Source organism: Hyphomonas adhaerens MHS-3 (assembly GCF_000685235.1).
GTDB lineage: Bacteria > Pseudomonadota > Alphaproteobacteria > Caulobacterales > Hyphomonadaceae > Hyphomonas > Hyphomonas adhaerens.
In genome coordinates this window covers 1394603-1415780 of sequence record NZ_ARYH01000001.1, presented here as the reverse complement: position 1 = coordinate 1415780, position 21178 = coordinate 1394603, and the positions used below count along the sequence as shown (strand labels likewise).

The 21178-nt window shown below is 63.7% G+C and carries 23 protein-coding genes; 4 read left to right on the top strand and 19 right to left on the bottom strand.

Annotation, left to right across the window (positions count from 1 at the left end; all coding sequences use genetic code 11):
- Nucleotides 1–11: 11 nt before the first annotated feature.
- The 6 genes from HAD_RS07000 to HAD_RS06975 all read right to left on the bottom strand — a co-directional run bounded on the left by HAD_RS07000 (nt 12) and on the right by HAD_RS06975 (nt 8559).
- A complete protein-coding gene (locus tag HAD_RS07000) occupies nt 12–3020 on the bottom strand; it encodes a 2-oxoglutarate dehydrogenase E1 component (RefSeq protein ID WP_035571798.1) in 3009 nt (1002 codons plus the stop codon).
- 165 nt (nt 3021–3185) lie between these two features.
- On the bottom strand, nt 3186–4088 hold the full coding sequence (sucD, locus tag HAD_RS06995; RefSeq protein ID WP_035570176.1) for a succinate--CoA ligase subunit alpha: 903 nt from the start codon (nt 4086–4088) through the stop codon (nt 3186–3188).
- Nucleotides 4089–4096: 8 nt separating this feature from the next.
- Nucleotides 4097–5293: an ADP-forming succinate--CoA ligase subunit beta gene (gene sucC / locus HAD_RS06990; protein ID WP_035570175.1), complete on the bottom strand. Its 1197-nt coding sequence runs from the start codon at nt 5291–5293 to the stop codon at nt 4097–4099.
- Nucleotides 5294–5395: 102 nt separating this feature from the next.
- The gene (locus tag HAD_RS06985; RefSeq protein WP_035570174.1) at nt 5396–6754 is read right to left on the bottom strand and encodes an MFS transporter; all 1359 of its coding nucleotides are present in this window, start codon (nt 6752–6754) and stop codon (nt 5396–5398) included.
- Between the two features lie 23 nt (nt 6755–6777).
- Nucleotides 6778–7944 (bottom strand): alkaline phosphatase D family protein, encoded by a 1167-nt coding sequence (locus HAD_RS06980; protein WP_035570173.1) that lies wholly within the window; start codon nt 7942–7944, stop codon nt 6778–6780.
- A gap of 69 nt (nt 7945–8013) precedes the next feature.
- Nucleotides 8014–8559, bottom strand: coding sequence for a DUF2306 domain-containing protein (locus HAD_RS06975; protein WP_241765317.1), 546 nt, complete (start codon nt 8557–8559; stop codon nt 8014–8016).
- 174 nt (nt 8560–8733) lie between these two features.
- Here HAD_RS06975 and HAD_RS17865 point away from each other — a divergent pair, with 174 nt between their 5' ends.
- Nucleotides 8734–9477 (top strand): LytTR family DNA-binding domain-containing protein, encoded by a 744-nt coding sequence (locus HAD_RS17865; RefSeq protein ID WP_051595996.1) that lies wholly within the window; start codon nt 8734–8736, stop codon nt 9475–9477.
- Here HAD_RS17865 and HAD_RS06965 read toward each other — a convergent pair.
- The 4 genes from HAD_RS06965 to HAD_RS06950 are packed head-to-tail and all read right to left on the bottom strand — an operon-like array spanning nt 9474 to nt 11239.
- Nucleotides 9474–9749 carry an HNH endonuclease gene (locus HAD_RS06965; RefSeq protein WP_051595995.1) on the bottom strand — a complete coding sequence of 92 codons (276 nt, stop codon included), beginning with the start codon at nt 9747–9749 and terminating at the stop codon, nt 9474–9476. The two genes, HAD_RS17865 and HAD_RS06965, sit on opposite strands and share 4 nt — an antisense overlap.
- Entirely contained in the window at nt 9746–10633 is an 888-nt protein-coding gene (locus HAD_RS06960; protein WP_035570171.1) for a bifunctional 5,10-methylenetetrahydrofolate dehydrogenase/5,10-methenyltetrahydrofolate cyclohydrolase, read from the bottom strand. Before HAD_RS06960 ends, HAD_RS06965 begins: the two co-directional genes overlap by 4 nt.
- On the bottom strand, nt 10630–10911 hold the full coding sequence (locus HAD_RS06955) for a DUF167 family protein (protein ID WP_035570170.1): 282 nt from the start codon (nt 10909–10911) through the stop codon (nt 10630–10632). The genes HAD_RS06960 and HAD_RS06955 overlap by 4 nt, the downstream gene beginning before the upstream one ends.
- 7 nt (nt 10912–10918) lie before the next feature.
- Nucleotides 10919–11239, bottom strand: coding sequence for a YggT family protein (locus tag HAD_RS06950; protein ID WP_035570169.1), 321 nt, complete (start codon nt 11237–11239; stop codon nt 10919–10921).
- Between the two features lie 174 nt (nt 11240–11413).
- Here HAD_RS06950 and HAD_RS06945 point away from each other — a divergent pair, with 174 nt between their 5' ends.
- Nucleotides 11414–12655, top strand: coding sequence for an MFS transporter (locus HAD_RS06945; RefSeq protein ID WP_241765316.1), 1242 nt, complete (start codon nt 11414–11416; stop codon nt 12653–12655).
- Nucleotides 12656–12674: 19 nt separating this feature from the next.
- Here the strand turns inward: HAD_RS06945 and HAD_RS06940 are convergent, their stop codons facing one another.
- From HAD_RS06940 to HAD_RS06915, 6 genes are all read right to left on the bottom strand, one after another.
- On the bottom strand, nt 12675–13043 hold the full coding sequence (locus HAD_RS06940; protein ID WP_035570168.1) for a VOC family protein: 369 nt from the start codon (nt 13041–13043) through the stop codon (nt 12675–12677).
- Between the two features lie 124 nt (nt 13044–13167).
- Complete coding sequence (locus HAD_RS06935; RefSeq protein WP_035570167.1) at nt 13168–13944, bottom strand: SDR family oxidoreductase; 777 nt, start codon at nt 13942–13944, stop codon at nt 13168–13170.
- Between the two features lie 98 nt (nt 13945–14042).
- Complete coding sequence (locus tag HAD_RS06930) at nt 14043–14786, bottom strand: sigma factor-like helix-turn-helix DNA-binding protein (protein WP_035570166.1); 744 nt, start codon at nt 14784–14786, stop codon at nt 14043–14045.
- 211 nt (nt 14787–14997) lie between these two features.
- Nucleotides 14998–15294, bottom strand: a complete 297-nt coding sequence (locus HAD_RS06925) for a 4a-hydroxytetrahydrobiopterin dehydratase (protein WP_035570164.1) — start codon at nt 15292–15294, stop codon at nt 14998–15000.
- Nucleotides 15295–15882, bottom strand: a complete 588-nt coding sequence (locus HAD_RS06920; RefSeq protein WP_156942190.1) for a hypothetical protein — start codon at nt 15880–15882, stop codon at nt 15295–15297. It lies immediately after the preceding gene.
- Nucleotides 15869–16519 (bottom strand): HAD-IA family hydrolase, encoded by a 651-nt coding sequence (locus HAD_RS06915; RefSeq protein ID WP_035570162.1) that lies wholly within the window; start codon nt 16517–16519, stop codon nt 15869–15871. The genes HAD_RS06920 and HAD_RS06915 overlap by 14 nt, the downstream gene beginning before the upstream one ends.
- A 113-nt stretch (nt 16520–16632) precedes the next feature.
- Here HAD_RS06915 and HAD_RS06910 point away from each other — a divergent pair, with 113 nt between their 5' ends.
- Nucleotides 16633–17550: an SDR family NAD(P)-dependent oxidoreductase gene (locus HAD_RS06910; RefSeq protein WP_035570160.1), complete on the top strand. Its 918-nt coding sequence runs from the start codon at nt 16633–16635 to the stop codon at nt 17548–17550.
- Nucleotides 17551–17802: 252 nt separating this feature from the next.
- Nucleotides 17803–18180 carry a hypothetical protein gene (locus HAD_RS06905; RefSeq protein ID WP_035570159.1) on the top strand — a complete coding sequence of 126 codons (378 nt, stop codon included), beginning with the start codon at nt 17803–17805 and terminating at the stop codon, nt 18178–18180.
- 74 nt (nt 18181–18254) lie between these two features.
- On the opposite strand, the gene mtgA is transcribed toward HAD_RS06905, so the two are convergent.
- The 3 genes from mtgA to HAD_RS06890 are packed head-to-tail and all read right to left on the bottom strand — an operon-like array spanning nt 18255 to nt 21161.
- On the bottom strand, nt 18255–19376 hold the full coding sequence (gene mtgA / locus HAD_RS18350; RefSeq protein WP_241765315.1) for a monofunctional biosynthetic peptidoglycan transglycosylase: 1122 nt from the start codon (nt 19374–19376) through the stop codon (nt 18255–18257).
- A complete protein-coding gene (queG, locus tag HAD_RS06895) occupies nt 19373–20506 on the bottom strand; it encodes a tRNA epoxyqueuosine(34) reductase QueG (RefSeq protein ID WP_035570157.1) in 1134 nt (377 codons plus the stop codon). Before queG ends, mtgA begins: the two co-directional genes overlap by 4 nt.
- A complete protein-coding gene (locus tag HAD_RS06890; RefSeq protein ID WP_035571788.1) occupies nt 20487–21161 on the bottom strand; it encodes a glutathione S-transferase family protein in 675 nt (224 codons plus the stop codon). The genes queG and HAD_RS06890 overlap by 20 nt, the downstream gene beginning before the upstream one ends.
- Nucleotides 21162–21178: the final 17 nt, after the last annotated feature.

Sequence of the window (21178 nt, the reverse complement as noted above, 5' to 3'; positions counted from 1 at the left end):
GTTTCTGAAAGTCAGGGCGAAACGATACGGTCATCGACCGGATCGGGTGACAAGGCTGTCGTGACGAGGGCGTTCTGCTCTGCATTGTGCTTCGACAGAAGGCCGGTTGCCGTGGCTGCCGAAGGCGCGCGCCCAGCATAGCGCGGACGCGGGATCTTTGCACCAATCTGCGCAGCGCACCATTCGATCTCGTCGCGGATGAAGGTCCAGCCGCCCATATTGCGCGGTTCTTCCTGGCACCAGACGAATTCAGCCTGCTTGAAGCGGGACATTTCCTTCATCATGGATTTGCGCGGCACCGGATAGAATTGCTCGATCCGCATCAGGTAGACATCGTCGATGCCCAGTTCCTCGCGCTTCTCGAACAGGTCGTAATAGACCTTGCCCGAGCAGAGCACGACGCGGCGCACCTTGTTGTCTTTGACCAGCTTGACCTTGCCTTCGCGGCCTTCGGTCTCCGCATCGTCCCAGAGGACGCGGTGGAACGACGTCTTCGAGCTCATGTCGTCCAGCGAGGACGTCGCCAGCTTGTGACGCAGCAGCGATTTCGGCGTCATGATGATCAGCGGCTTGCGGAAGTCGCGGTGGATCTGGCGGCGCAGGGCATGGAAATAGTTCGCCGGCGTCGTCAGGTTGCAGACCTGCCAATTGTCTTCGGCGCACATCTGCAGGAAGCGTTCGAGGCGTGCGGAGGAGTGCTCCGGCCCCTGTCCCTCATAGCCGTGCGGAAGCAGGACGGTCAGGCCGCTCATCCGCAGCCATTTGCGCTCTGCCGAGGAGATGAACTGGTCGAAGAAGACCTGCGCCCCGTTCGAGAAGTCGCCGAACTGGGCTTCCCACATGGTCAGCGTGTTCGGGTCGGCCAGCGAGTAGCCGTATTCGTAACCGAGCACCGCCTCTTCCGAGAGCAGCGAGTCGATCACTTCATACTGGGCCTGGCCGTCACGGATATTGTTGAGCGGCGTGTACTTCTCGCCCGTTGTCTGGTCGACAATGTGGCTGTGGCGCTGGGAGAACGTGCCGCGGCCGCAATCCTGGCCGGAGAGACGCACCGGGAAACCTTCATCCACCAGCGTCGCAAAGGCGAGATGCTCGGCCGTGGCCCAGTCGAGCCCCTGCCCCTTCGAGATGGTCTGGGACCGGTTGTCGATGACACGGGCCAGCGTGCGGTGAATGTCGACGCCTTCCGGCACCGTCGTGATGGACTGGCCGATCGACTGGAGCCGCTTCTTGGCGACGCCGGTCTTGCCGCGGCGTTCGTCGTCATGCGGCAGGCCGAGGCCTTTCCATTCGCCGTCCAGCCAGTCGGCTTTCTTGGCCTTGAAATTCTTGCCGGCGTCAAACTCGCGATCGAGATAGACTTCGAAATCCGTCACCTGCTGCTCGACTTGCTCCGCCGTCAGAAGACCCTCTTCGACGAGGCGCTTGGCGTAGATTTCGCGCGTCGAGACGTGGTTCTTGATCTTCTTGTACATCACCGGCTGGGTGAACATGGGCTCGTCGCCCTCATTGTGACCGAAGCGCCGGTAGCAGAACATGTCGATGACGACATCCTTGTGGAACTTCTGCCGGTACTCGGTCGCCACCTTGGCGGCATAGGTCACCGCTTCGGGGTCATCGCCATTGACGTGGAAGATCGGGGCCTGGACCATCAGCGCCACATCGGACGGGTACGGAGAGGACCGCGAATACATCGGGCTGGTGGTGAAGCCGATCTGGTTGTTCACGATGAAGTGGATCGTACCGCCGGTGCGGTAGCCCTGAAGGCCTGACAGGGCGAAACATTCGGACACGACCCCCTGCCCTGCAAAGGCGGCGTCGCCATGCAGCAGCAGCGGCAGGACGATCGAACGGTCCAGCGTGCCGGTTTCCCGGTGGCTCATCTCCTGCTTGGAGCGGGACTTGCCGAGCACGACCGGATCCACCGCCTCGAGGTGAGACGGGTTGGCGTTCATCGACAGGTGCACCTTGTTGCCGTCGAACTCACGGTCGGAGGAGGCACCGAGGTGGTATTTCACGTCGCCGGAGCCGAATGCGTCGGCGCCCTGCGTGTTGCCACCCTGGAATTCGTGGAAGATCTGCTCGTAGGGCTTGCCCATCACGGCGGCCAGCATGTTGAGGCGTCCGCGGTGCGGCATGCCGACCACGATTTCCTTCACGCCCAGCGCGCCGCCGCGCTTGATGATCTGTTCCAGCGCCGGCACGGCGGCTTCCCCGCCATCGAGGCCGAAACGCTTGGTGCCCGGATAGCGCTTGTGCAGGAAGCGTTCGAAGGTTTCCGCTTCGATTAGCTTGGCCAGGATCGCCTTCTTGCCCTGGTCGGTAAACGCAACGCCCTTGTCCGGGCCTTCGATCCGTTCCTGAAGCCAGGATTTTTCCTCCGGATCGGAGATATGCATGAACTCGATGCCGATCGTGGAGCAGTAGGTCCGCTGCAGGATCTCCAGCATTTCCGGAACCGTCGCCATGTCGAGGCCGAGATAGCCATCGATGAAGATCTTGCGGTCCATGTCCCCGTCGCCGAAGCCATAGGTGGCCGGCGCGAGTTCCGGCTGGCTGCCGGGGGCGTCGAGGCGCAACGGGTCGAGCTGGGCGGCGAGGTGGCCCCGCATGCGGTAGGCACGGATCATCATGATCGCGTGGATCGAATCCTTCACCGCACGGTGCACATCCTCGTCGGACGCTGCCGGGCGGGCGCCCTTGATCTTTTTCTCGAGTTTCGGTTCCAGCAGCGCCCAGTTGCCGTCAAAGGCAGCGACCTGTTCGTCCAGCGCCGGGCGGGGCCAGTCGCTGCGCTTCCAGGTCGCGCCTTCGGCATTGCGCTCTGCGCTCGATGAATCATCGCCCATGTCTGCGAAGAAGGCCCGCCAACTCTCAGGGACAGAGTTGGGATTCTTCGCATAAGCCGCCTGCATCTGCTCGATCCACTGGGCCGAGCCGCCATACAGGAAGGCTGTGTCCAGCAAGGCCGCATTGCCTTTGCTGCGCGCATCATTCATCGGGCTGCCGTCGTCTGCCATGTCCATTCCGTCCTCTGGGACATTTCCGTTCCCACTATTTAGGAACGTAATGGTTTCCCGGAACCTACCGGGTGCATATGAGAGGACGGCCTGGGCGGGGACAGATCCTGGCCACGCCAAGAGCTGGCCCGCCACGGGCCGTCCTGGCTAATGTATCCGGGCCTTCTAGCCCTTAAGTACCTCGACCATGGTCGTACCAAGGCGTGCCGGCGACGGCGAGACACGGATGCCGGCTGCTTCCATTGCAGCAATCTTGCTCTCCGCATCGCCTTTGCCGCCCGACACGATGGCACCAGCATGGCCCATCGTCCGGCCCGGAGGCGCGGTACGGCCGGCAATAAAGCCAACCATCGGCTTCTTGCGGCCTTTCTTGGCCTCGTCGATCAGGAACTGCGCGGCTTCTTCTTCCGCGCTGCCGCCGATCTCACCGATCATGATGATGGACTCGGTTTCGTCATCAGCAAGGAACATTTCGAGGATGTCGATAAATTCCGTGCCTTTGACCGGGTCGCCGCCGATTCCGACAGCGGATGTCTGTCCGAGGCCCACCTGGGTGGTCTGGAACACGGCTTCATAGGTCAGCGTGCCCGAACGCGAGACGACGCCGACAGAGCCCTTCTTGAAGATGGAGCCCGGCATGATGCCGATCTTGCACTCGTTTGAGGTGATGAGACCCGGGCAGTTCGGCCCGATCAGGCGCGACTTGGATTTCTCCAGCTTCGCCTTCACGCGCACCATGTCGAGCACCGGAACGCCTTCCGTGATGCACACGATCAGCGGGATTTCCGCGTCGATGGCTTCTTCGATGGCGGCTGCAGCACCGGCTGGCGGCACATAGACCACGGACGCGTCTGCGCCGGTCTTTTCCTTGCCTTCGGCAACCGATGCGAAGATCGGCAGTTCCTGGCCGTTATCGGCGGTCCAGTTGGTGCCGCCCTTCTTCGGGTGGATACCGCCGACCATTTGCGTGCCGAAATAAGCCAGCGCCTGGTTGGTGTGGAACGAACCGGTGTTGCCGGTCATGCCCTGCGTGAGGACCTTGGTGTTCTTGTCGATGAGAATGGACATATCTGGTCTCAGGCGCCTTTAACTGCGTTCACGATTTTCTGGGCGGCATCGTCGAGGTCATCGGCCGGAATGACATTCAGGCCGGACTCGGCGATGATTTTCTTGCCGAGGTCGACATTCGTGCCTTCGAGGCGAACGACCAGCGGAACCGCCAGATTGGTTTCTTTCACGGCTGCGATCACGCCTTCGGCGATCACGTCGCATTTCATGATGCCGCCGAAGATGTTTACGAGGATGCCCTTCACGTTCGGGTCCTTCATGATGATCTTGAAGGCGGCTGCCACTTTCTCCTTGCCGGCGCCGCCGCCGACGTCACAGAAGTTGGCCGGCTCTTCGCCATACAGCTTGATGATGTCCATCGTCGCCATGGCGAGGCCCGCACCGTTGACCATGCAGCCGATGGTGCCGTCGAGGGCGATATAGGCGAGGTCCCATTCGGAGGCCTCGATTTCCTTCTCGTCTTCCTCGGTCTTGTCGCGGAGGTCCACGATGTCCGGGTGACGGAACAGGGCGTTGCCGTCGAAGGAGACCTTGGCGTCGAGGACGCGCAGGTGGCCGTTTTCCATCACGATCAGCGGGTTCACTTCGAGGAGGCTCATGTCCTTCTCGGTGAATGCCTTGTAGAGGATCGGGAACAGTGTCTTGCCGTCTTCAGCCGCCGTGCCTTCCAGCTTCAGCGCTTCATTGAGTTTGGCAATGTCCGCATCGGTCACGCCGGTTTCCGGGTCGATGCTGAGGGTAAGGATTTTCTCCGGCGTATCGTGGGCCACCTGTTCGATGTCCATGCCGCCTTCGGTGGAGACCATGAAGGCGACGCGCGAGGTGGAGCGGTCAACCAGCATGGAGAGGTAAAGTTCGCGATCAATGTCGGCGCCGTCTTCGATGTAGAGGCGGTTGACCTGCTTGCCGTCTGCGCCGGTCTGGGCGGTGACGAGGTGGTTGCCAAGCATCTGCTTGGCGTAGGTCATCACGTCTTCCTTGCTGAACGCGAGGCGGACACCGCCTTTTTCGCCGGCTTCCGCTTCCACGAATTTGCCTTTGCCGCGGCCGCCAGCGTGGATCTGCGATTTAACGACCCAGAGCGGTCCGGGAAGTGAGTCGACAGCTTTCTGGACATCGTCCAGAGACAGGACGGGAACGCCGTCCGCGACCGGCGCGCCGAAAGATTTCAGCACGGCTTTGGCCTGGTATTCGTGGATGTTCATTCTGCTCTTGCCTTGTTTGCCTGGTCCGCCCCGGCAGGGTCACTGCCCAGCGTGGTGGGGGGCTGTATAACAGTCCTGACTGCCGCTGCAACCAGCTGGGTACTAAACTTTGGACTCAGGCGCAGCCTCAGTATCCGTCTGCGAATCCGGTCCCTCTTCCGTCGCGTCTCCGGTTGCCTCTTCCTGGGCCTCTTCCGCAGCGGTTTCCTCTGCCGGATTCTCGTCCCGGTCCGACATGCGCGGGTCGAGCTTCACACTGGCCAGCGGGGTCGGCAGCACAGGGCTCCATTCGGCCAGCTTGTCCTCGATCGCGACGGGTTTGGAGCGCACGCGCATGATCATCACAATGGTCAGCACGATCAACAGAACGCCCGCCAGGCCGAACAGGCCGAACTCGCCATCCGCCCGCATGGCGAAGCCTGACAGGAGCGGCCCGATGATCGACCCGCCGGCCCAGACAAACAGCAGGCCTGACATGACCTGCGGGATCAGAACCTTGGGCGTCCGGTCGATCGCGTGGGCCACGCACAGGCTGAAGAAGGACAGCGCCCCGGCGCCCCAGAAACCGAGCGCGATAATGACAGAGATCTCGCTCAGCCGGGTCCCGAAAATTGCAATGAACAGGGCCGCGAGGGCCGACATGCCGCCCAGGCCGGCAATCACGAGACGGCGTTCGATTCGGTCGGACAGGCGCCCGGCCGGCCATTGCAGCAGCAGCCCGCCGGTCCATGCGGCGCCACTGGCGATGGCGGCGGCGGCGGTGCCCCCTCCCCCGATCTTGAAGCCCTCGAAATAGATCGGCAGCAGCGACTGGGTGCCCGTGTTCACGATTCCGGCAATCAGCGCGCCAAGCACAGCCGCCGGGGCCAGCTGGTACAGCGCCATCAGCGGCATCGACCGGCGCTCGGGCAGGACAGGCTGTTCCTTGCGTGTCAGGCAGACCGGCACGAGGGCCAGCGACAGGAACAGCGCCGCCCAGGTGTAGGCCCGCGTGTCCAGCGGTGACAGGCCCGCCACGAAGAACGGACCGATGATCAGGGAGAGCTTCGCCCCGGTGTGATAAATGCCCATCACATTTCCGCGAGACTTCTCCGGAACCACGCTGCCGAGCCAGCTTTCGATACTGGTGAAGCTGAAAGCCAGCGACATGCCCATGATCACCCGGACCGGTGCCCAGAACAGCTCGTCATGCACCAGCGACAGCGACAGCACGCTGACGGCGTTGGTCGCAGACGCGGCGGCGAACAGGCGGATATGTCCGATGGTGGCCAGCGTGCGCGGGGCCAGCCACGCGCCCAGCATGAACCCGGCAGCATACAGCGCGGCGATCAGGCCGATCGCCTCCGGCGGCGTGCCCATCGCTTCAAGACCGAGAGGTGTCAGCACGCTGATCAACCCGCCGGCGACCTGCAGGATCATCACGGCGATGATGAGGACAATCACATTGCGTGTGTCAGACATCGAGGGGCTGAGAGGCATTCTGCCTACCTGAATTTGTCGGTTGCTTCCTCGACAGTTGCACCGTCACTGGCGTGGATTGAAAGCGTCACGCTACCCTCATTCCAGTTAATATCCAGTGATCCAAAATTCGGTTTGGCATAGCCTTCGCCGATCTGGGCTGCGTCCATCTCGTCGGTCGTGTCCCCGTAAGAGACATTGAACGAGGAGGCCGTGATCTCATAGACCGGGTAAGGCAACAGGTCGTCTGCCCGGTAGAGATAGCCGGCATGCCGGTCGCCCGACACGAACACGACCCCGTTGGCACCGGTCTCGTTGATCAGGCTGTACAGCCGGGTCCGTTCCGCCGGCAGGCGTGACCAGGCTTCCCAGCCATGGACATCCGGCATCACCTGGACCGAAGACACGATCAGGCGCAGGTCCGCCGGTTTCTGCAGCTCGTTTTCCAGCCAGGTCCACTGGTCGTTGCCCAGCATGTCCTGATTGGGGTCGCTGGACGGCATGTAGCGTTCCTGGCCCTTCACGCTGGAATCGTCGGTGTCGGTCAGGTCTGAGCGGAAGAAGCGCGTATCCAGCATGATGATCTGCGTACGCTGGCCTTCCGGGCCGAATGTGCGGGCATAATAGGTGCCGGGCCAGGCGCCGACATCCTGGTTGCGCAGGCCCCAGAAACGCTCATGGATCCGCTCCGACTGGCGGCGGAAGGCGAAATGCTTGCCGCCGTCATTCAGGCCGTAATCGTGATCGTCCCACGCCACCATCATCGGATGCGATGCGCGCACCGCCTGGAAATCCGGCCGGGCGGCAAGGTCTGAAAAACTCTCGCGCAGTTCAGTCAGGTCGGCATCGCCGGTGCGATAGGCGTTCCCGTCCTTGTCACCATAGACATTGTCGCCAATCATCAGGAACAGGTCGGCAGGCGTCGCCGCGACGGAGCGCAGGCTCTCGCTGTCCCCCTTCTCTTCATCCAGGCAGGACCCGACCAGGATCCGCGTCAGGGGCGTATCGGCAGAAGGCAGCGGCAGGCCGGGAGGCGCCTCGGGATAATAGTCATCCGGCAGTCCGCGATAATACGGCTCCAGGGCTTCTTCGGCACTCTGTGGTGCGCGCGTAATCCCAGGAATGGAAATCGGCCCCGGCGCCTGACAGGCGGCGAGACCGATCAATGATATCAAAAGGGCTGCCCTTTTCATCTCCCGCTCTCTTTTCTGGTTACACCTTCGTGTAGCGGCCTTTCGGCAGGGCGGTAAGGGCTCACACCGTCACACTGCAAAGAAAATGGACCAGAGCATCCTTCCGGGCAGGAAAGTGAACAATCCGGCGACCAGCAAGCCTCCGACGAAGGCACTGGTCATGCCTCTGGCGTGTTTGGCGATGTTCCGGCGGCGGGCGGCAGCGACGGCCATGGGCAACGCGACGACCGTCCAGGCCGAGATGCCGTGGATCCAGCTGAAGTGGCTGCCGTTCAGTCCGGTGATGAAGAAAGAGCTGATCGCCGCCAGCGCCATCGCCGCGACCCAGGTGTAGCCGAGCTTGCGATGCAAGCCCGACCCTTTCACCCCGCGCAGGAGGATGATGCCGGTCACGAAGGCAACCACCGCCCCCAGGACATGAAGCTTCACCACAAAGGCAGCCTCGACGAGGGGCGCGATGTCGATCCGGAAGTGGACCGGCGGATTGCCGGCTGATTTCAGGATGAGCCAGCTGATGATCCCGTAAACGACGGGCGCGGCGATCAGCAGGATCGTGTTGCGGCGCACCCGCCTGGGCAGGCTGATGCGGCGGAAAGTCTGGGCGAGGTCGGTCATGAGGATTTGTTCCTTCATTGAAATGAGGCCAGTCTGTCGGGACTGTCCGGCGTTCGATGAGGAGACATTGGCGAGCAGCCGCTGGCGCCGCCACGCGATCTACGCGGAGAAGCTGGAATCCTTCGCGAAATACGGCCAGAACGCTTCACGAAGCGCGAATTGCAGGGAGATGTCATGCCGCAATACCTGAAGACCCGGCTGCGCGATGCGGCGGTGATCCTCGGGATCGCGGCGATGCTCACCTTTTTCGGTGTCTATGACCATGACTCCCCGGTCTGGGTGCGTTTCCTGATGTGGGTCGTCACCTGCGCGGTCGGCATCACCACCGCCGAATTTGTCGCGCCGGCTGTTTTCGTGCGGGAGATCGTGGGCAAGCTTGTGCCGGTGAAGGTCGCGATCACCGCGGCCATCATCTCGGTTCCGGTGCTGCTGTCCCTCTATCTGTACATGGGCCTGTTCGGGACCTGGGTGCCGATGCACCTGCTGCCGATGCAATATGTCTATGTCTTTGCCATGTCGCTGGTGCTGACCCTGGCCGGCTTCCTGATCGGCAAGGCCAGCCGGTCGTCCGCCGCAGCGAACCGGCCCGCCGCGTCCGACGCGGTTCAGCGCTTCCTCGATCGCCTGCCGGTCAGGTTCCGGCAGGCCGAATTATGGGCCGTCTCATCGGAAGACCATTATCTGCGGGTCCACACAAATCTCGGCGAGGAGCTGATCCTGATGCGGCTGGCGGATGCGGTCCGCGAACTGGAGGGCGCCGCGGGCGGTCAGGTCCACCGGTCCTGGTGGGTCGCGAAGGACGGCGTCAGCGATGCCCGGCGCGAGAATGGCAAACTTGTGCTGGTCCTGAAGAACGGCACCGACGTGCCGGTTTCCCGCACCTATCAGGCCGCTGCGATAGAGGCCGGGCTTGCCTAGCCCTTGCGGACCGGCGGGCGGACATTGCCCATGCCCTTCACCTTGTTGCAGCGCGCATGCGCCAGCTGGAGGTTGTCGGCCGTATCCGGACCGCCACGGGCCACGGCGATGATGTGGTCATAGGTCGGGCGCTGATGTTTCCAGAGCGTGGAATGGGCTACATCGAACCGGCTGGACGGCATGGTCTGCCCGCACAGCGCGCAACATCCGTCCTGAGCTTCCCACAAGGCCTTGAACAGCGGCGTCTCGGTCGGGGCGTAAGGCTGGCTCATCCGATTTCCGGCGCCTGCCAGCCACGCCGCGCACAGGCCGCATACAGCGTATTCACCAGCAGACAGGCCCGCGTCATCAGGCCCACGCCGCCCGGCACCGGCGTCATGTGCCCGGCGACTTCAGCGCAGCTATCATAGTCCGCATCGCCGACGAGGCGTGTCTTGCCCTCCCCTTTCTCGGGGGCGGGAATACGGTTGATGCCGACATCGATGACCATGGCGCCGGGCTTGAGCCAGTCGCCTTTCACCATTTGCGGGCGCCCCACCGCCGGCACGAGAATGTCGGCCTCGCGGCACACCGCCGGCAGGTCTTTCGTTCGCGAATGGGCGATGGTGACGGTGCAGTTCTCGGCCAGGAACAGGAGCGCGGCCGGCTTGCCGACCAGGATCGAGCGGCCGATCACCACGACATGCTTGCCGGAGAGGTCGTCGCCGAGGGCGCGCTTCGCCATGATCACACAGCCGGATGGCGTGCACGAGCGCAGCCCCGGCTTGCCCAGCGACAAGCGCCCGGCGGACACTTCGGTCAGGCCGTCGACATCCTTGGACGGGTCGATCCGCTCGATCGCGGCATCCGCATCGAGGCCCTTCGGCAGCGGCAGCTGCAGCAGGATGCCATCGACGGAGTCATCGCCATTGAGGCTGGCGATCAGGTCTTCGATTTCTGTCTGGGAGGCCGTCGCCGGAAGGCGATGGTGCACCGAGATCATGCCGGCCTCTTCGGTGTCCTTCAGCTTGCCGCGGACATAGACTTCACTGGCCGGGTCTTCGCCAACCAGGATCACCGCCAGGCTGGGTTTCTCCGGCAGGCCTGCGACCACGGCCGCCACTTTGGCACGGACATCCGCCGCGATGTCTTTTCCACTGATCCGGATGGCGGTCATCTTTCGTCCCCGCTGAGCCGGGCCGCGAGGTCCGGCGGCCCATCGATTTCGAGGCCTTTTAGCCGAGTCTTGCCGCCTGTCACGACTCTGACCGCAGACTTGGGCAGTCCAAGCCACTTGGCGACCAATTTCTGGACAGCACTATTCGCCTTGCCGTCTTCCGGCACCGCGCGCACCCGCACTTTCAGGAATTTCCGCCCGGAATCGTCCTCCGCCCAGTCCTCGATCCGGTCGGCCGAGGCCTTGGGCTGGACGCGAACGGTGAGGCGATGCTGCAATCCGGCCTCAGTATCCGAGCGTGGGCCGAGTCAGGCCGATGATCATCGGCAACAGCCAGTCGCGCGTGAACAGGATGCCAAGCGCGAGCAGGAAAACAGACAGGTCCAGCTGGCCGAGCGGCGGCACATAACGCTGGATCGGCCGCAGCAGCGGCAACATCACGCTGTCCAGCGCATACTGGATCTGCCGGACGGTCTGGTTGCGCGTCGACACGACGCCGAACGCGATCAGCCAGCTCATGATCACATAACCAAAGATCAGGAACAGGAGCAGCGTGAGAAGCGGGCTCAGGAAATACGAGTAGATCGCCACAAGAAAGGAATGCATGCGCAGGGGTCCGTGGTTTCAGCCGGGTTTGATCTGTCCTTAAACTGGTGTGCCCCTCCCCGGCAAGCCAGCCCCTGTTGCAGCCGCATGCAGGAAAAGCGTTTGGCAAGCTGCACAGAGCGTTCTAGCGTTGACCGGTTGTGAGGGAGGCGAGGGCAGCGGGTGACGGAAAACATGGACTCCGATACCCCCCTGTTGCCTCTCACCAGGTTCCAGAAAATGATGATCGCGCTGGGCACCGTGTCGATGGGCGCGGGCATGACGATCAATTTCGTCGTCGTCGCCCCGCTGGCCCGCGAAGCCGGCCTCACCGAGATCCAGATCGCGGGTATCCTGACCTTCTCATCCGTCCTCTACACGGTGTTCACGCCGGTCTGGGGCCGGATTGCCGACCGGGTGGGCCGCAAGCGGGTCATGGTGTTTTCGCTGACCGCCATGGGGCTGGCCAATATGGCCTTCCTGTTTGCGCTGAACGCCGCCCTCGCCGGCCTGGTGACGGGCCTCGGCGCCTTCGCCCTGCTGGCCTTTGTCAGGACATGGTTCGGTTTTCTCGCGCCCGGCCTGCAGCCTGCGGCGATGGCCGCGATGACCGATGCCACCACACCGGCCACCCGCGCAGGCGGGCTCGGCATGCTGGGCGCCGCGATGAGCCTCGGCTCCATTCTCGGCCCGGCAGGCGCCGCCGTCCTTGCCCGGATCGGGGCCCTGGCGCCGCTGTGGGGCACCATCGTGTTCAACCTGATCGTCGCGGTGCTTATCGCCGTGGCGCTGCCGGCGACGCGGCCCCTGCCGCATGAGCACAAACGTCCGCCGCCTCTGTCGATGCGCGACCCGCGGGTCTTCCCGCACCTTGCCTTCCTGTTCGTCTACTTCGTCGCCGTCGGCATGATCCAGCAGACGATCGGCTGGTTCATCGCCGACCGCTACCAGTTCGTTGATACACCTGCCCAGACGGCCAAACAGGCGGTGGTGCTGTATACCGGCCTGACCATGGCGTGCACTTCAGTCGCCATCATCGTGGTCCAGTTCGGCTACGTCTCCCGGCGCCAGCCCGATCCGCGGCGCATCCTGCCCATCGGCCTCGGCCTGCTGGCGGTCGGCTATATCTCGGCGGACCTGTTCCACCCCTTCTGGATGGTGATGATGGCCTTCGGCATTGTGGGGATCGGCGCTGCACTGGCCGTACCGTCCGCCAATGCCCTCGGCAGCCTGTCCGTGGGCCGGTCCGAACAGGCCGGCGCGGCCGCCTTGCTGGCCTCTGCCCCGCCGGCCGGATTTGTCGTCGGGCCCCTGCTCGGCTCAGTCCTCTACATGACGAACCCCAGCCTGCCTTTCCTGGCCTCGGCCGCTGTCTTCTGTATACTGAGTGCCTACGCCCTGCTGGTGACCGGCAAGCGGCCACTCAGTCCAGGGTGACCAACCGGGACACCCGCTATCAGCCGGTGAAGAAAGCGTTCAGCTTGTTGCCATCCGGATCCCGGAAATAGCCCGCATAGAATGCTTCGGACCGCTGGCCCGGCGCGCCTTCGTCCTTGCCGCCATTCGCCATTGCGATGTCATAGATCCGGTCGACCTGCGCCTTGCTGTCGGCCTGCAGCGCGACCATCGTGCCATTGCCGACCGAGGCCGGGTTCTGGTCCCACGGATAGGTGAGGGCCACGCCGGCGGGTCCGTCCGGTGTGCCCCAGGCGATGAATTGGTCGACCTCCATCATGCGCCCGGTGCCCATCTCTTTTGCGATGGCATCGTAGAATTTCGCGCCGCGCGCCAAATCCGTTGTTCCCAGGGTTACATATCCAATCATGTTCCAGCCTCCTTGCTTGAGACTGGAACATAACGTGAACATTGTTTCCCGGCAAGCCAAAAGCTTGTGGATTTCCGATCGCGGGAACCGGCCTGCGCCGGCGCCGGGCAGACCGGGGGCCGGCTTACATCGCCGAGATGCCGCCATCCACTTTCAGCTCAATCCCGGTGACCAGCTTGCTCTCGTCAGAAGCGAGATACAGCACGGCATAGGCGATATCGTCCGGCTCACCGACCTTGCCGAGCGGGATCTGGCGGCCGAGTTTCGCAAGGGCTTCTTCCTCGCCGAACATTTCCTTGGTCCGGTCCAGGATCGGCGTGTTGATGAAGACTGGGTGCACCGAGTTGCAGCGGATCTGGCCGCCGGTCGACTTTGCGCAATGCAGGGCAATCGACTTCGAAATGTGCCGCACCGCCGCCTTGGCCGTGTTGTAGGAAACATAATTCGCGCTGGCGATGATGCCCGCGATGGAGGAAATGTTGATGATCGAACCGAGGCCATGGTCGCGCATCAGCGGGATCGCGTACTTGCAGCCGAGGAAGATCGAGTCGACGTCGACGGCCTGCACCTTCTTGAAGGTCTCATAGTCTTCGTCCTCGACCGAGCCGAGCGAGCCGATACCCGCATTGTTGACCAGAACGTTGAGCCCGCCCATCGCGGCATGGGCCTCTTTCAGCACGTCCTGCCAGCGGGCGGCATCGGTCACGTCATGTTGCCAGGCGAAGGCGGTGCCGGCCCCATGTTCTTCATTGATGGAGGCCGCGACAGCTTCGGCGCCTGCGCCATTGACGTCGGTCACGGCGACCTTCGCCCCTTCGCGCGCAAACATGCGGGCGGTCGCTTCGCCCAGCCCCTGTGCGCCGCCGGTGATTAGCGCCATTTTTCCTGAAACCCGTCCCATGCCGGTATCCTCCTGATTATCTTAGCCCGTTTGTCTTGGGCGCAGCTAACAGGAGGCAGGTCGCCCCGCCAAGGCAGTCTTAGGGGAAACCGGCCGGCTCAGCCGGAAAAAAGCAGCGCGCGGACCAGTATGCTGTTGAACAGCGTGGCATCGTCCAGCCCGTCCAGCGGCATCGTCCAGTAGCGGCTGTTCAGCCGGTCTTCCGTTGCCCCATCAAACGCCAGGATGACCGGACAGGCATGGCCGCTGCAAAGGTCGAGCGCGCTTTGCGGCCCCTTTTCCGGCGTGTCGCCTTCATGGGCGATCACGACCAGGCTGGCGGGCGGAAGCGCGGCCGGGTCTGCCGCATCCTCCGGCGTCACGGCCCAGAGCAGTCTGTGGCCGACCGGCAAGAGCGCGGCCTCGATGGTCTCGCGCAGCTCGGCATCGCCGCCGATCAGGCCAATCCGGACCGGAAACCGGTCCGCGTAAATCATGCGGGCCCGGGCAATGATCGCCTTCACTTCCCCGCGGCCCATGCCGGTGATCCGCACAACGTCCCGGCTGGAGAACCCTTCGAGGATGTAAAGCATGATGACCCGCCGCTCCCGCGGAGTCAGTTGCCGCCAGCGCCCCAGTTCGGCAAACATGGAGCCTTCGCCATGCGGCGTGTTCCGCAAGGTTGCATCCAGCTTCTGGAACAGCGCGATGAGATTGGCGTTTTCTGCGGAGGAAACCGTGGTCAGCACATCTTCCAGGGCTTCAGACACAACCCCATCGCCCAGCCCCTCGCTGCCGCACGAAAATGCCGCATAGCGCCGGAGACGGTCCAGATTGGTTTCATAGGCCTGGGCTAAGATCATCCGCAGTCCCTAAACGGGATTCCCGATCCCGTCTGTCACGTGACCGGGGGACATTTACTGAAAACAGTCCATAAAACGGGTACAAATAGCAGAAATTACTGCTTTTAGTAGCAATCTGTCCCATTCCGACAGAGAAGACGCCCCGTGCCGCAGACCGCCGATAACGGCAAACGCACGCAGGAATCCGGCATGTCTGACGCCTGTGGCGCGGTCAGCCCAGCCTGGCCGCCAGCGCGTCCATAAACCCTGCCAGCTCCAGGTCGCGCGTTGTCACGCCGTCGGCGTCATGCGTGGTCAGCACAACCTCGACGCGGTTGTAGACATTGGACCATTCCGGGTGGTGATCCATCTGCTCGGCTTTCAGGGCGGTGGCTGTCATGAAGGCGAAGGCCTGCTTGAAATCGTCGAACCGGAAGGTCTTGGCGATTTCGTCGCGTTCGCCCTCCCCTTTCGTCCAGCCCTTGAGGGCGGTCAGGGCCGCTTCGGCGCCAATTGTCTTGGTCATCATCTACTCCTCCGCATCCTGGCCGAGCACGAAATAGACCCAGCGCCCATTCTCGGTAATTGCCGTCCGCATGCCTGGATAGCCCTTGCCGGCCCGGATCTTCTCGATCCCGTCATCGCCGACCAGATCCTGCAGCCGCTTGCGGTCGCGGAAGGAGAGCTTCTCCGGGATCAGGTCCGCCGCCGGCTTGGCGGCCAGGTCCGGCCAGACATACCATTTCACGCCATCGACTTCGCGCACGCCGACCGGCAGGTCCATCAGTGCACGCAGCTTGCGGTTCGGGTCCACCCCGATCCGGCGCATCAGGTCCCAATAGGCCCGGTGATCCTCTCCGCCGAGATTCGAGACGAAGGCCGGGTTCTCCCGGGCCATGCGCGACAGGCCCGACAGCGAGCCGCGCCGCGCATATTTCAGCATCTCGTCCTGCGTCGCCGCCACGGCCTCCGGAATCTCCACCGGTTCCGGTGCCTGCGGATCCTGCGACAGCGATTCCGGCGGATAGACAGGTTCTTGCGGGGCCGGCGAACACGCCGCCACTCCCAGCACGACCCCCGCCGCCAGAAACGCGTGCCGCACGCTAGACGACCGCATATCCCGTCGCCGATTTGAGATCTTCGAGCAGCTGGTCTTCGCCCAGCACCTTGATCGTGGTCATGCCCATGGCGCGGGCCGGTTTCAGATTGATGCCGAGATCGTCGAGATAGACGCAATCGGACGGGTCGACCTCCAGCGCCTCGCACATCAGGGCGTAGATCCGCGGATCGGGCTTGCGGATGCCGAGCTTGGAGCTTTCGATCAGATGGTCGAACTGATCGAACACATGGGCAAGGTCTGCGGCCTTCTTCTCGTCATTGGTCATCGAGGCGCCCTTCCCGATGGGCGCATTGTTGGTGATGCACCCGACCTTGCCGTGCGACTTGCAGACTTTCAGCGCCTCCACGACGCGCGGGCGGAGCGACCCCGACAGCAGCTTCAGCACGTCGGCGCCGGGCACTTCATGGCCAAGGGCCTTCGATTCCGCACGGAACAGGCCGTCGAACTCGGCCGCGTCGACCTTGCTCTGTTCCAGCTTGGCCCAGGCATTGTCCAGCGGATTGGTGGCATTGACCGTGCGGATGAAGTTCTGGGGGAGCCCCTGTTCGGCTTCATAGCGGGCGAATGCGTCGAAGGGTGAGGAGGTAAAAACGCCCCCGAAATCCCAGATTACGGCCTTGAAAATCTTTGTCATGCGAGACGTCTAGCCGCGCCTGAGGCAGTTTTCAAACCTTGAAGATTGCCCACCCGGTCTTAGGGTGGCGCCAGACCAGACATTAGACACAACATTCAGAGGAGAAACAGCAGATGGGCGTGCTTGAGGGCAAAGTGGTCCTGGTGACCGGCGGCGGCAACGGAATTGGCAAGGAAACGGCACTTCTCGCCGCAAAGGAAGGCGCGAAAGTCGTCGTCAACGACCTCGGCGGCAGCCTGTCGGGCGATGATCCGGGTGATGCCGGCCCGGCCGAGAAAGTCGCGGCAGAGATCCGCGCAGCCGGCGGTGAAGCGGTCTCCAACTCCGACAGCGTCACCGACTTCAAAGCCGTCGAAGGCATGATCGAACAGGCCAAGGACACGTTCGGTGACCTGAACGCCGTCATCAACCCGGCCGGGATCCTGCGGGACAAGATGTTCCACAAGATGTCCGAAGACGACTGGGATGCCGTGATCGACGTGCACCTGCGCGGCAGCTTCAACGTCACCCGCGCCGCCGTTGAACTCTTCCGCGAGAAGGAAGATGGCGCCTTCGTGCTGTTCACCTCCACCACCGGCCTGATCGGCAATGTCGGCCAGGCGAACTATGCCGCGGCCAAGCTCGGCATTGTCGGCCTGTCGCGCATCATCGCCATGGAAGGCGAGCGCAAGAATGTCCGCTCGAACGTCATCGCCCCCTTCGCCTGGACGCGCATGATCGCATCCATCCCGGTGAAGGACGAGGCCGGCGCCCAGCGCGTCAACCGGATGAAGGAAGGCATGCGGGCCGACCAGGTCGCCCAGGTCGCCGTCGCCCTCTGCGCCGACAAGGCCAAGAACGTGTCCGGCCAGATCTTCGGTGTGCGCGGCAATGAAGTCGTGCTGTTCAGCCAGCCGCGCCCGGTGAAATCCGTCGCCCGCCTCGAAGGCTGGGATCCGGAATCGCTGATCGACCAGTGCATGCCGGCCATGCAGGCCGACTTCACCGACATGGGCCCGACGTCCAGCGTCTTCCCGTACGACCCGATCTAGACCTCTCCCGCTTCACGCCCCTGCCCCGCGCCGGGGCGTGAAGCCCCTTCTGGTCCGGCTTGGTCCGGTATGATCATGGCGGGTCATGCATGATCATGACGTAGACAGGCTTTGTGCGCGTGCCGTCATGCGCTGGTGCCGCTCAGCACAAGCGCAGGCTATCCACCAGCCCAGCCGCCTCATCCTGCCGCAATCATTGCCGAAAAAAGAAATCCATCCGACACCTCTGTGCCCTGACGTATACTCCGGCACATGTCACTCTTCCATCCACCCGCAGGCTTCCCGCCGCACCTTGCCTGTTTCTGGCCGCTCATCTGGTGCCAGGTGCTGCTGCTCCGCGCCGCGGTGCGGGCCGCCTATGGGCGCGGCGTGCAGTATCATTGGAGCGTGACACCGAACGGACGGGTCTTCCTCACAAGCATCGACTGGATGCCATCCCAGAAAGCGGACCGGGCCTGGCTGAAACCTGCCCCCCATGCCAGCGATCGCCTCGCCGCAGCTTGCGACGGGCGGGCCGCTTTGCCGGCTTATGCGCGCATCTGGGCCGTGCCCTGCCCTGACCATACACAGGTGCCGTCTCGCAACGTCGTGCACGCCTGTGCAGGAAACCTTCCCCTGCCGGAAACGTGACACCGCCCCTTCCCTGAAAACTCAGCCCACCGACCAAGCGCCTTTACGGGCGCCGCCGGTGCTGGCGGACGCGATTATCCGGGCGTGCCGTCCCGGGGGCGCAAATCCGTTGGCCCGGATGCTGGCGCCTCGTCTGTGTCTGCCGGTTCAGGGCCTGGGTCTGAGGAGGCGTCTGGTGTGGGGTCTTCTGCGGGCGCCGGCGGTGTCTCCTGCTCCCGGAAACGGTCTTCGGCGTCCTGCAGGAAACTGTCGAACTCATCCGGGCTCTCTGTCACCGCCTCATCCTGCGGCGCCGTCTCCGGCAGGTTTCCCGCCCCCTCTTCCGGAGGTGGCGGCAGGGCCGGCAGCGAGGGCCGCGCGGCAGGGGTTTCCGGCTGGACCTGCGGACGGGGCTCCTGCGGTGCGGGGGCTTGCGGCTTTGCCGGACGTTTCGGCGCGGACCGGCGCACGTCCTGCGCGTCCAGCACGCAGGCGGCCAGCCCTTCGGAGCGGACGACCCGCATGCGGGCCTGCAGCGTGCTGGCACGTTTGGAGACATACGGCCCCGGCGGATCGAGGCGCCATTTGTTCGGGCTGGGCAGCACGGCCGCCAGCAGCGCCGCTTCGCGCTCTGTGAGGTCGGCGGCCGATTTGCCGAACCGGGCCTCTGCCGCCGCTTCGGCCCCGAAAATCCCGTCGCCCCATTCGGCGACGTTCAGATAGGCTTCCATCACCCGGCGCTTGCCCCACATGCCGTCGATAAACGTCGCAAACCAGGCCTCGACCGCCTTGCGGGCAAAGCCGCCGCCATTCCAGAGGAAGACGTTTTTCGCCGTCTGCTGGGTGATGGTGGACGCCCCGCGCAGGCCTTTGCCCTGCTTGTAGTCGCTGATCGCCTGCTCGATCGCATCCGGATCGACGCCGGTATGCTGGCAGAAGCGCGAATCCTCCGCCGCGATCACGGCGAGGACCAGATTGGGAGAAATATCGTCGATGGAAACCATCTGCCGCCGGATCTTCTCGCCGCCGATCGCCCGCTGGGCCATCAGCATCGTGCCCGGCACCGGCGCGGCCTTCAGCACTAGCGCATAGATATGCACGCCCACGAACAGGCCGAGCGCGAATTTCAGCGCCCAGCCCAGATAGGTCATCAGGCCGCGGCCCTGAGACATTTCTGGAGGCTTTGCGGGCGGCTTTGCCGTCGGCTTCTTCTTCATGCGCCTCTGTTCCATTCCCTCAGCACATCGGGGTCGGTTTCCCCGGACGCGTTCTGCGAACGGGCGAGAGAGAACCGCTCCGCATCCAGTTGCAAGAGGGCCCATGCAGCCGCCCCGCGCACAAGCGCAGACGTATCCCGCGTCAGGCCTTCGAGCAGGGGAACGAACCGGGGCGCATCCGAGTTCCCGATCGCAATGCAGACATTGCGCACAAACCGGTCCCGCCCGATGCGTTTGATGGGTGATCCGGAGAAGACTTCGCGGAAAGCCGCGTCGTCCAGCGCCGCCAGTTCGTCGAGGCCCGGCAGCTTCAGCTCGGCCCGCGCATGAAAGGCCGCCTCGCGGGCAGCGCTGGCAAACTTGTTCCAGGGGCAGACGGCGAGACAATCGTCACAGCCATATATCCGGTTGCCCATCGCCGTACGAAATTCTTCCGGGATCGGGCCCTTGTGCTCGATGGTGAGATACGAAATGCACCGCCGCGCATCGAGCTGGTACGGCGCCGGAAAGGCCCGGGTCGGGCAGATGTCGAGACAGTTCCGGCAGCTGCCGCAATGGTCTGTCTCTGGCGTATCGGGGGGGAGTTCCGCGTCCGTCAGCATCACACCGAGGAAGAACCACGAGCCCAGCTCCCGGCTGACAAGGTTCGTATGTTTGCCCTGCCAGCCAAGCCCGGCCTTCGCCGCCAGCGGCTTCTCCATCAGCGGGGCGGTGTCGACAAAGACCTTCACCTCCGCGCCGGTCTTCGCCACGAATTCCCTGGCGAACTGTTTCAGGCGGGATTTCAGCGTGTCGTGATAATCCTTCCCCCGCGCATAGACGGAGATGTTCCCGGCCTCACGCTGCTTCAGCGTCTCCATCGGGTCATGATCGGGGCCATAATTCAGCGCGACGGTGACGGCGGACTTTGCGCCCACCCACATGGAGACCGGCGTCCGGCGCCGTTCCAGCGTCGTCTCCATCCACTCCATCGTGCCGTGATGGCCCGCCGCGACAAAGGCCTCCAGCCGCTCCGACGCCGCCCAGGCTTCATCAGCCCGCGCAATGCCCACCGCATCGAAACCGAGCGAAAGGGCATGCTGCCTGGCAAATGTGGCGCGGTCGGCCGGGTCAGAAATCAAGGTCGGCATAGTGCGGAGAAGGTCGCACGGCGTCCAGCCGGTCGGCAAGCAGCGGACGGAAGCTCGGCCGCGACTTTATCCGCGCATACCAGGTGCGAAGGTCCGGCACGGCTTCCCACTGGATGTCTCCGAAGTAATCGCAGGCCGAAAGATGCGCCGCCGCCGCAAGATCTGCCAGCGTCAGGTCCCGCCCGGCGATGAAGCCATGGGTTTCCACCAGTGCGTTGAGGAATGTCAGCCGCCCGCGCAGCGTGTGCGCACCCCGGCGGAGTTTCTCCGAATCCGGCTGCCGGTCGCGCCGCACCCATTGCATCACGCGTTCCGTCAGCAATGTGTCGGTCACTTCCTCGAACCCCTGCTCCACCCAGGCCCAGAGGCGCCGCGCCTCCGCACGCTGTCCGGGATGGAGAGGCAGCAGATGCTCACCCTCTACCGATTCTTCGAGGAATTCGCAGATCGCCCGCGTGCCGACCGCGACGATCCGTCCGCCGGTCCCTTCCTGGAGCAGGGCTGGCGCCACGGCGCCCGGACCGAGCAATTTGAGATCCGGATGCGGCGCCCAGGGCGAGGACTCAACTGTTTCAAAACCCAGACCTTTTTCGGCCAGGCAGAGTCGAACCAGCCGTCCGGCCGGATCAAGGCACCAGTGATAAAGTCGGATCATCGGCAGGCGAGCCTCCT

Bases quoted from the DNA above. Each gene is read 5' to 3' on its own strand.
- HAD_RS07000 (WP_035571798.1), bottom strand. From the start codon at position 3,020: ATGGCAGACGACGGCAGCCCGATGAATGATGCGCGCAGCAAAGGCAAT.
- sucD (WP_035570176.1), bottom strand. From the start codon at position 4,088: ATGTCCATTCTCATCGACAAGAACACCAAGGTCCTCACGCAGGGCATG.
- sucC (WP_035570175.1), bottom strand. From the start codon at position 5,293: ATGAACATCCACGAATACCAGGCCAAAGCCGTGCTGAAATCTTTCGGC.
- HAD_RS06985 (WP_035570174.1), bottom strand. From the start codon at position 6,754: ATGTCTGACACACGCAATGTGATTGTCCTCATCATCGCCGTGATGATC.
- HAD_RS06980 (WP_035570173.1), bottom strand. From the start codon at position 7,944: ATGAAAAGGGCAGCCCTTTTGATATCATTGATCGGTCTCGCCGCCTGT.
- HAD_RS06975 (WP_241765317.1), bottom strand. From the start codon at position 8,559: ATGACCGACCTCGCCCAGACTTTCCGCCGCATCAGCCTGCCCAGGCGG.
- HAD_RS17865 (WP_051595996.1), top strand. From the start codon at position 8,734: ATGCCGCAATACCTGAAGACCCGGCTGCGCGATGCGGCGGTGATCCTC.
- HAD_RS06965 (WP_051595995.1), bottom strand. From the start codon at position 9,749: ATGAGCCAGCCTTACGCCCCGACCGAGACGCCGCTGTTCAAGGCCTTG.
- HAD_RS06960 (WP_035570171.1), bottom strand. From the start codon at position 10,633: ATGACCGCCATCCGGATCAGTGGAAAAGACATCGCGGCGGATGTCCGT.
- HAD_RS06950 (WP_035570169.1), bottom strand. From the start codon at position 11,239: ATGCATTCCTTTCTTGTGGCGATCTACTCGTATTTCCTGAGCCCGCTT.
- HAD_RS06945 (WP_241765316.1), top strand. From the start codon at position 11,414: ATGGACTCCGATACCCCCCTGTTGCCTCTCACCAGGTTCCAGAAAATG.
- HAD_RS06940 (WP_035570168.1), bottom strand. From the start codon at position 13,043: ATGATTGGATATGTAACCCTGGGAACAACGGATTTGGCGCGCGGCGCG.
- HAD_RS06935 (WP_035570167.1), bottom strand. From the start codon at position 13,944: ATGGGACGGGTTTCAGGAAAAATGGCGCTAATCACCGGCGGCGCACAG.
- HAD_RS06930 (WP_035570166.1), bottom strand. From the start codon at position 14,786: ATGATCTTAGCCCAGGCCTATGAAACCAATCTGGACCGTCTCCGGCGC.
- HAD_RS06925 (WP_035570164.1), bottom strand. From the start codon at position 15,294: ATGATGACCAAGACAATTGGCGCCGAAGCGGCCCTGACCGCCCTCAAG.
- HAD_RS06920 (WP_156942190.1), bottom strand. From the start codon at position 15,882: ATGCGGTCGTCTAGCGTGCGGCACGCGTTTCTGGCGGCGGGGGTCGTG.
- HAD_RS06915 (WP_035570162.1), bottom strand. From the start codon at position 16,519: ATGACAAAGATTTTCAAGGCCGTAATCTGGGATTTCGGGGGCGTTTTT.
- HAD_RS06910 (WP_035570160.1), top strand. From the start codon at position 16,633: ATGGGCGTGCTTGAGGGCAAAGTGGTCCTGGTGACCGGCGGCGGCAAC.
- HAD_RS06905 (WP_035570159.1), top strand. From the start codon at position 17,803: ATGTCACTCTTCCATCCACCCGCAGGCTTCCCGCCGCACCTTGCCTGT.
- mtgA (WP_241765315.1), bottom strand. From the start codon at position 19,376: ATGAAGAAGAAGCCGACGGCAAAGCCGCCCGCAAAGCCTCCAGAAATG.
- queG (WP_035570157.1), bottom strand. From the start codon at position 20,506: ATGCCGACCTTGATTTCTGACCCGGCCGACCGCGCCACATTTGCCAGG.
- HAD_RS06890 (WP_035571788.1), bottom strand. From the start codon at position 21,161: ATGATCCGACTTTATCACTGGTGCCTTGATCCGGCCGGACGGCTGGTT.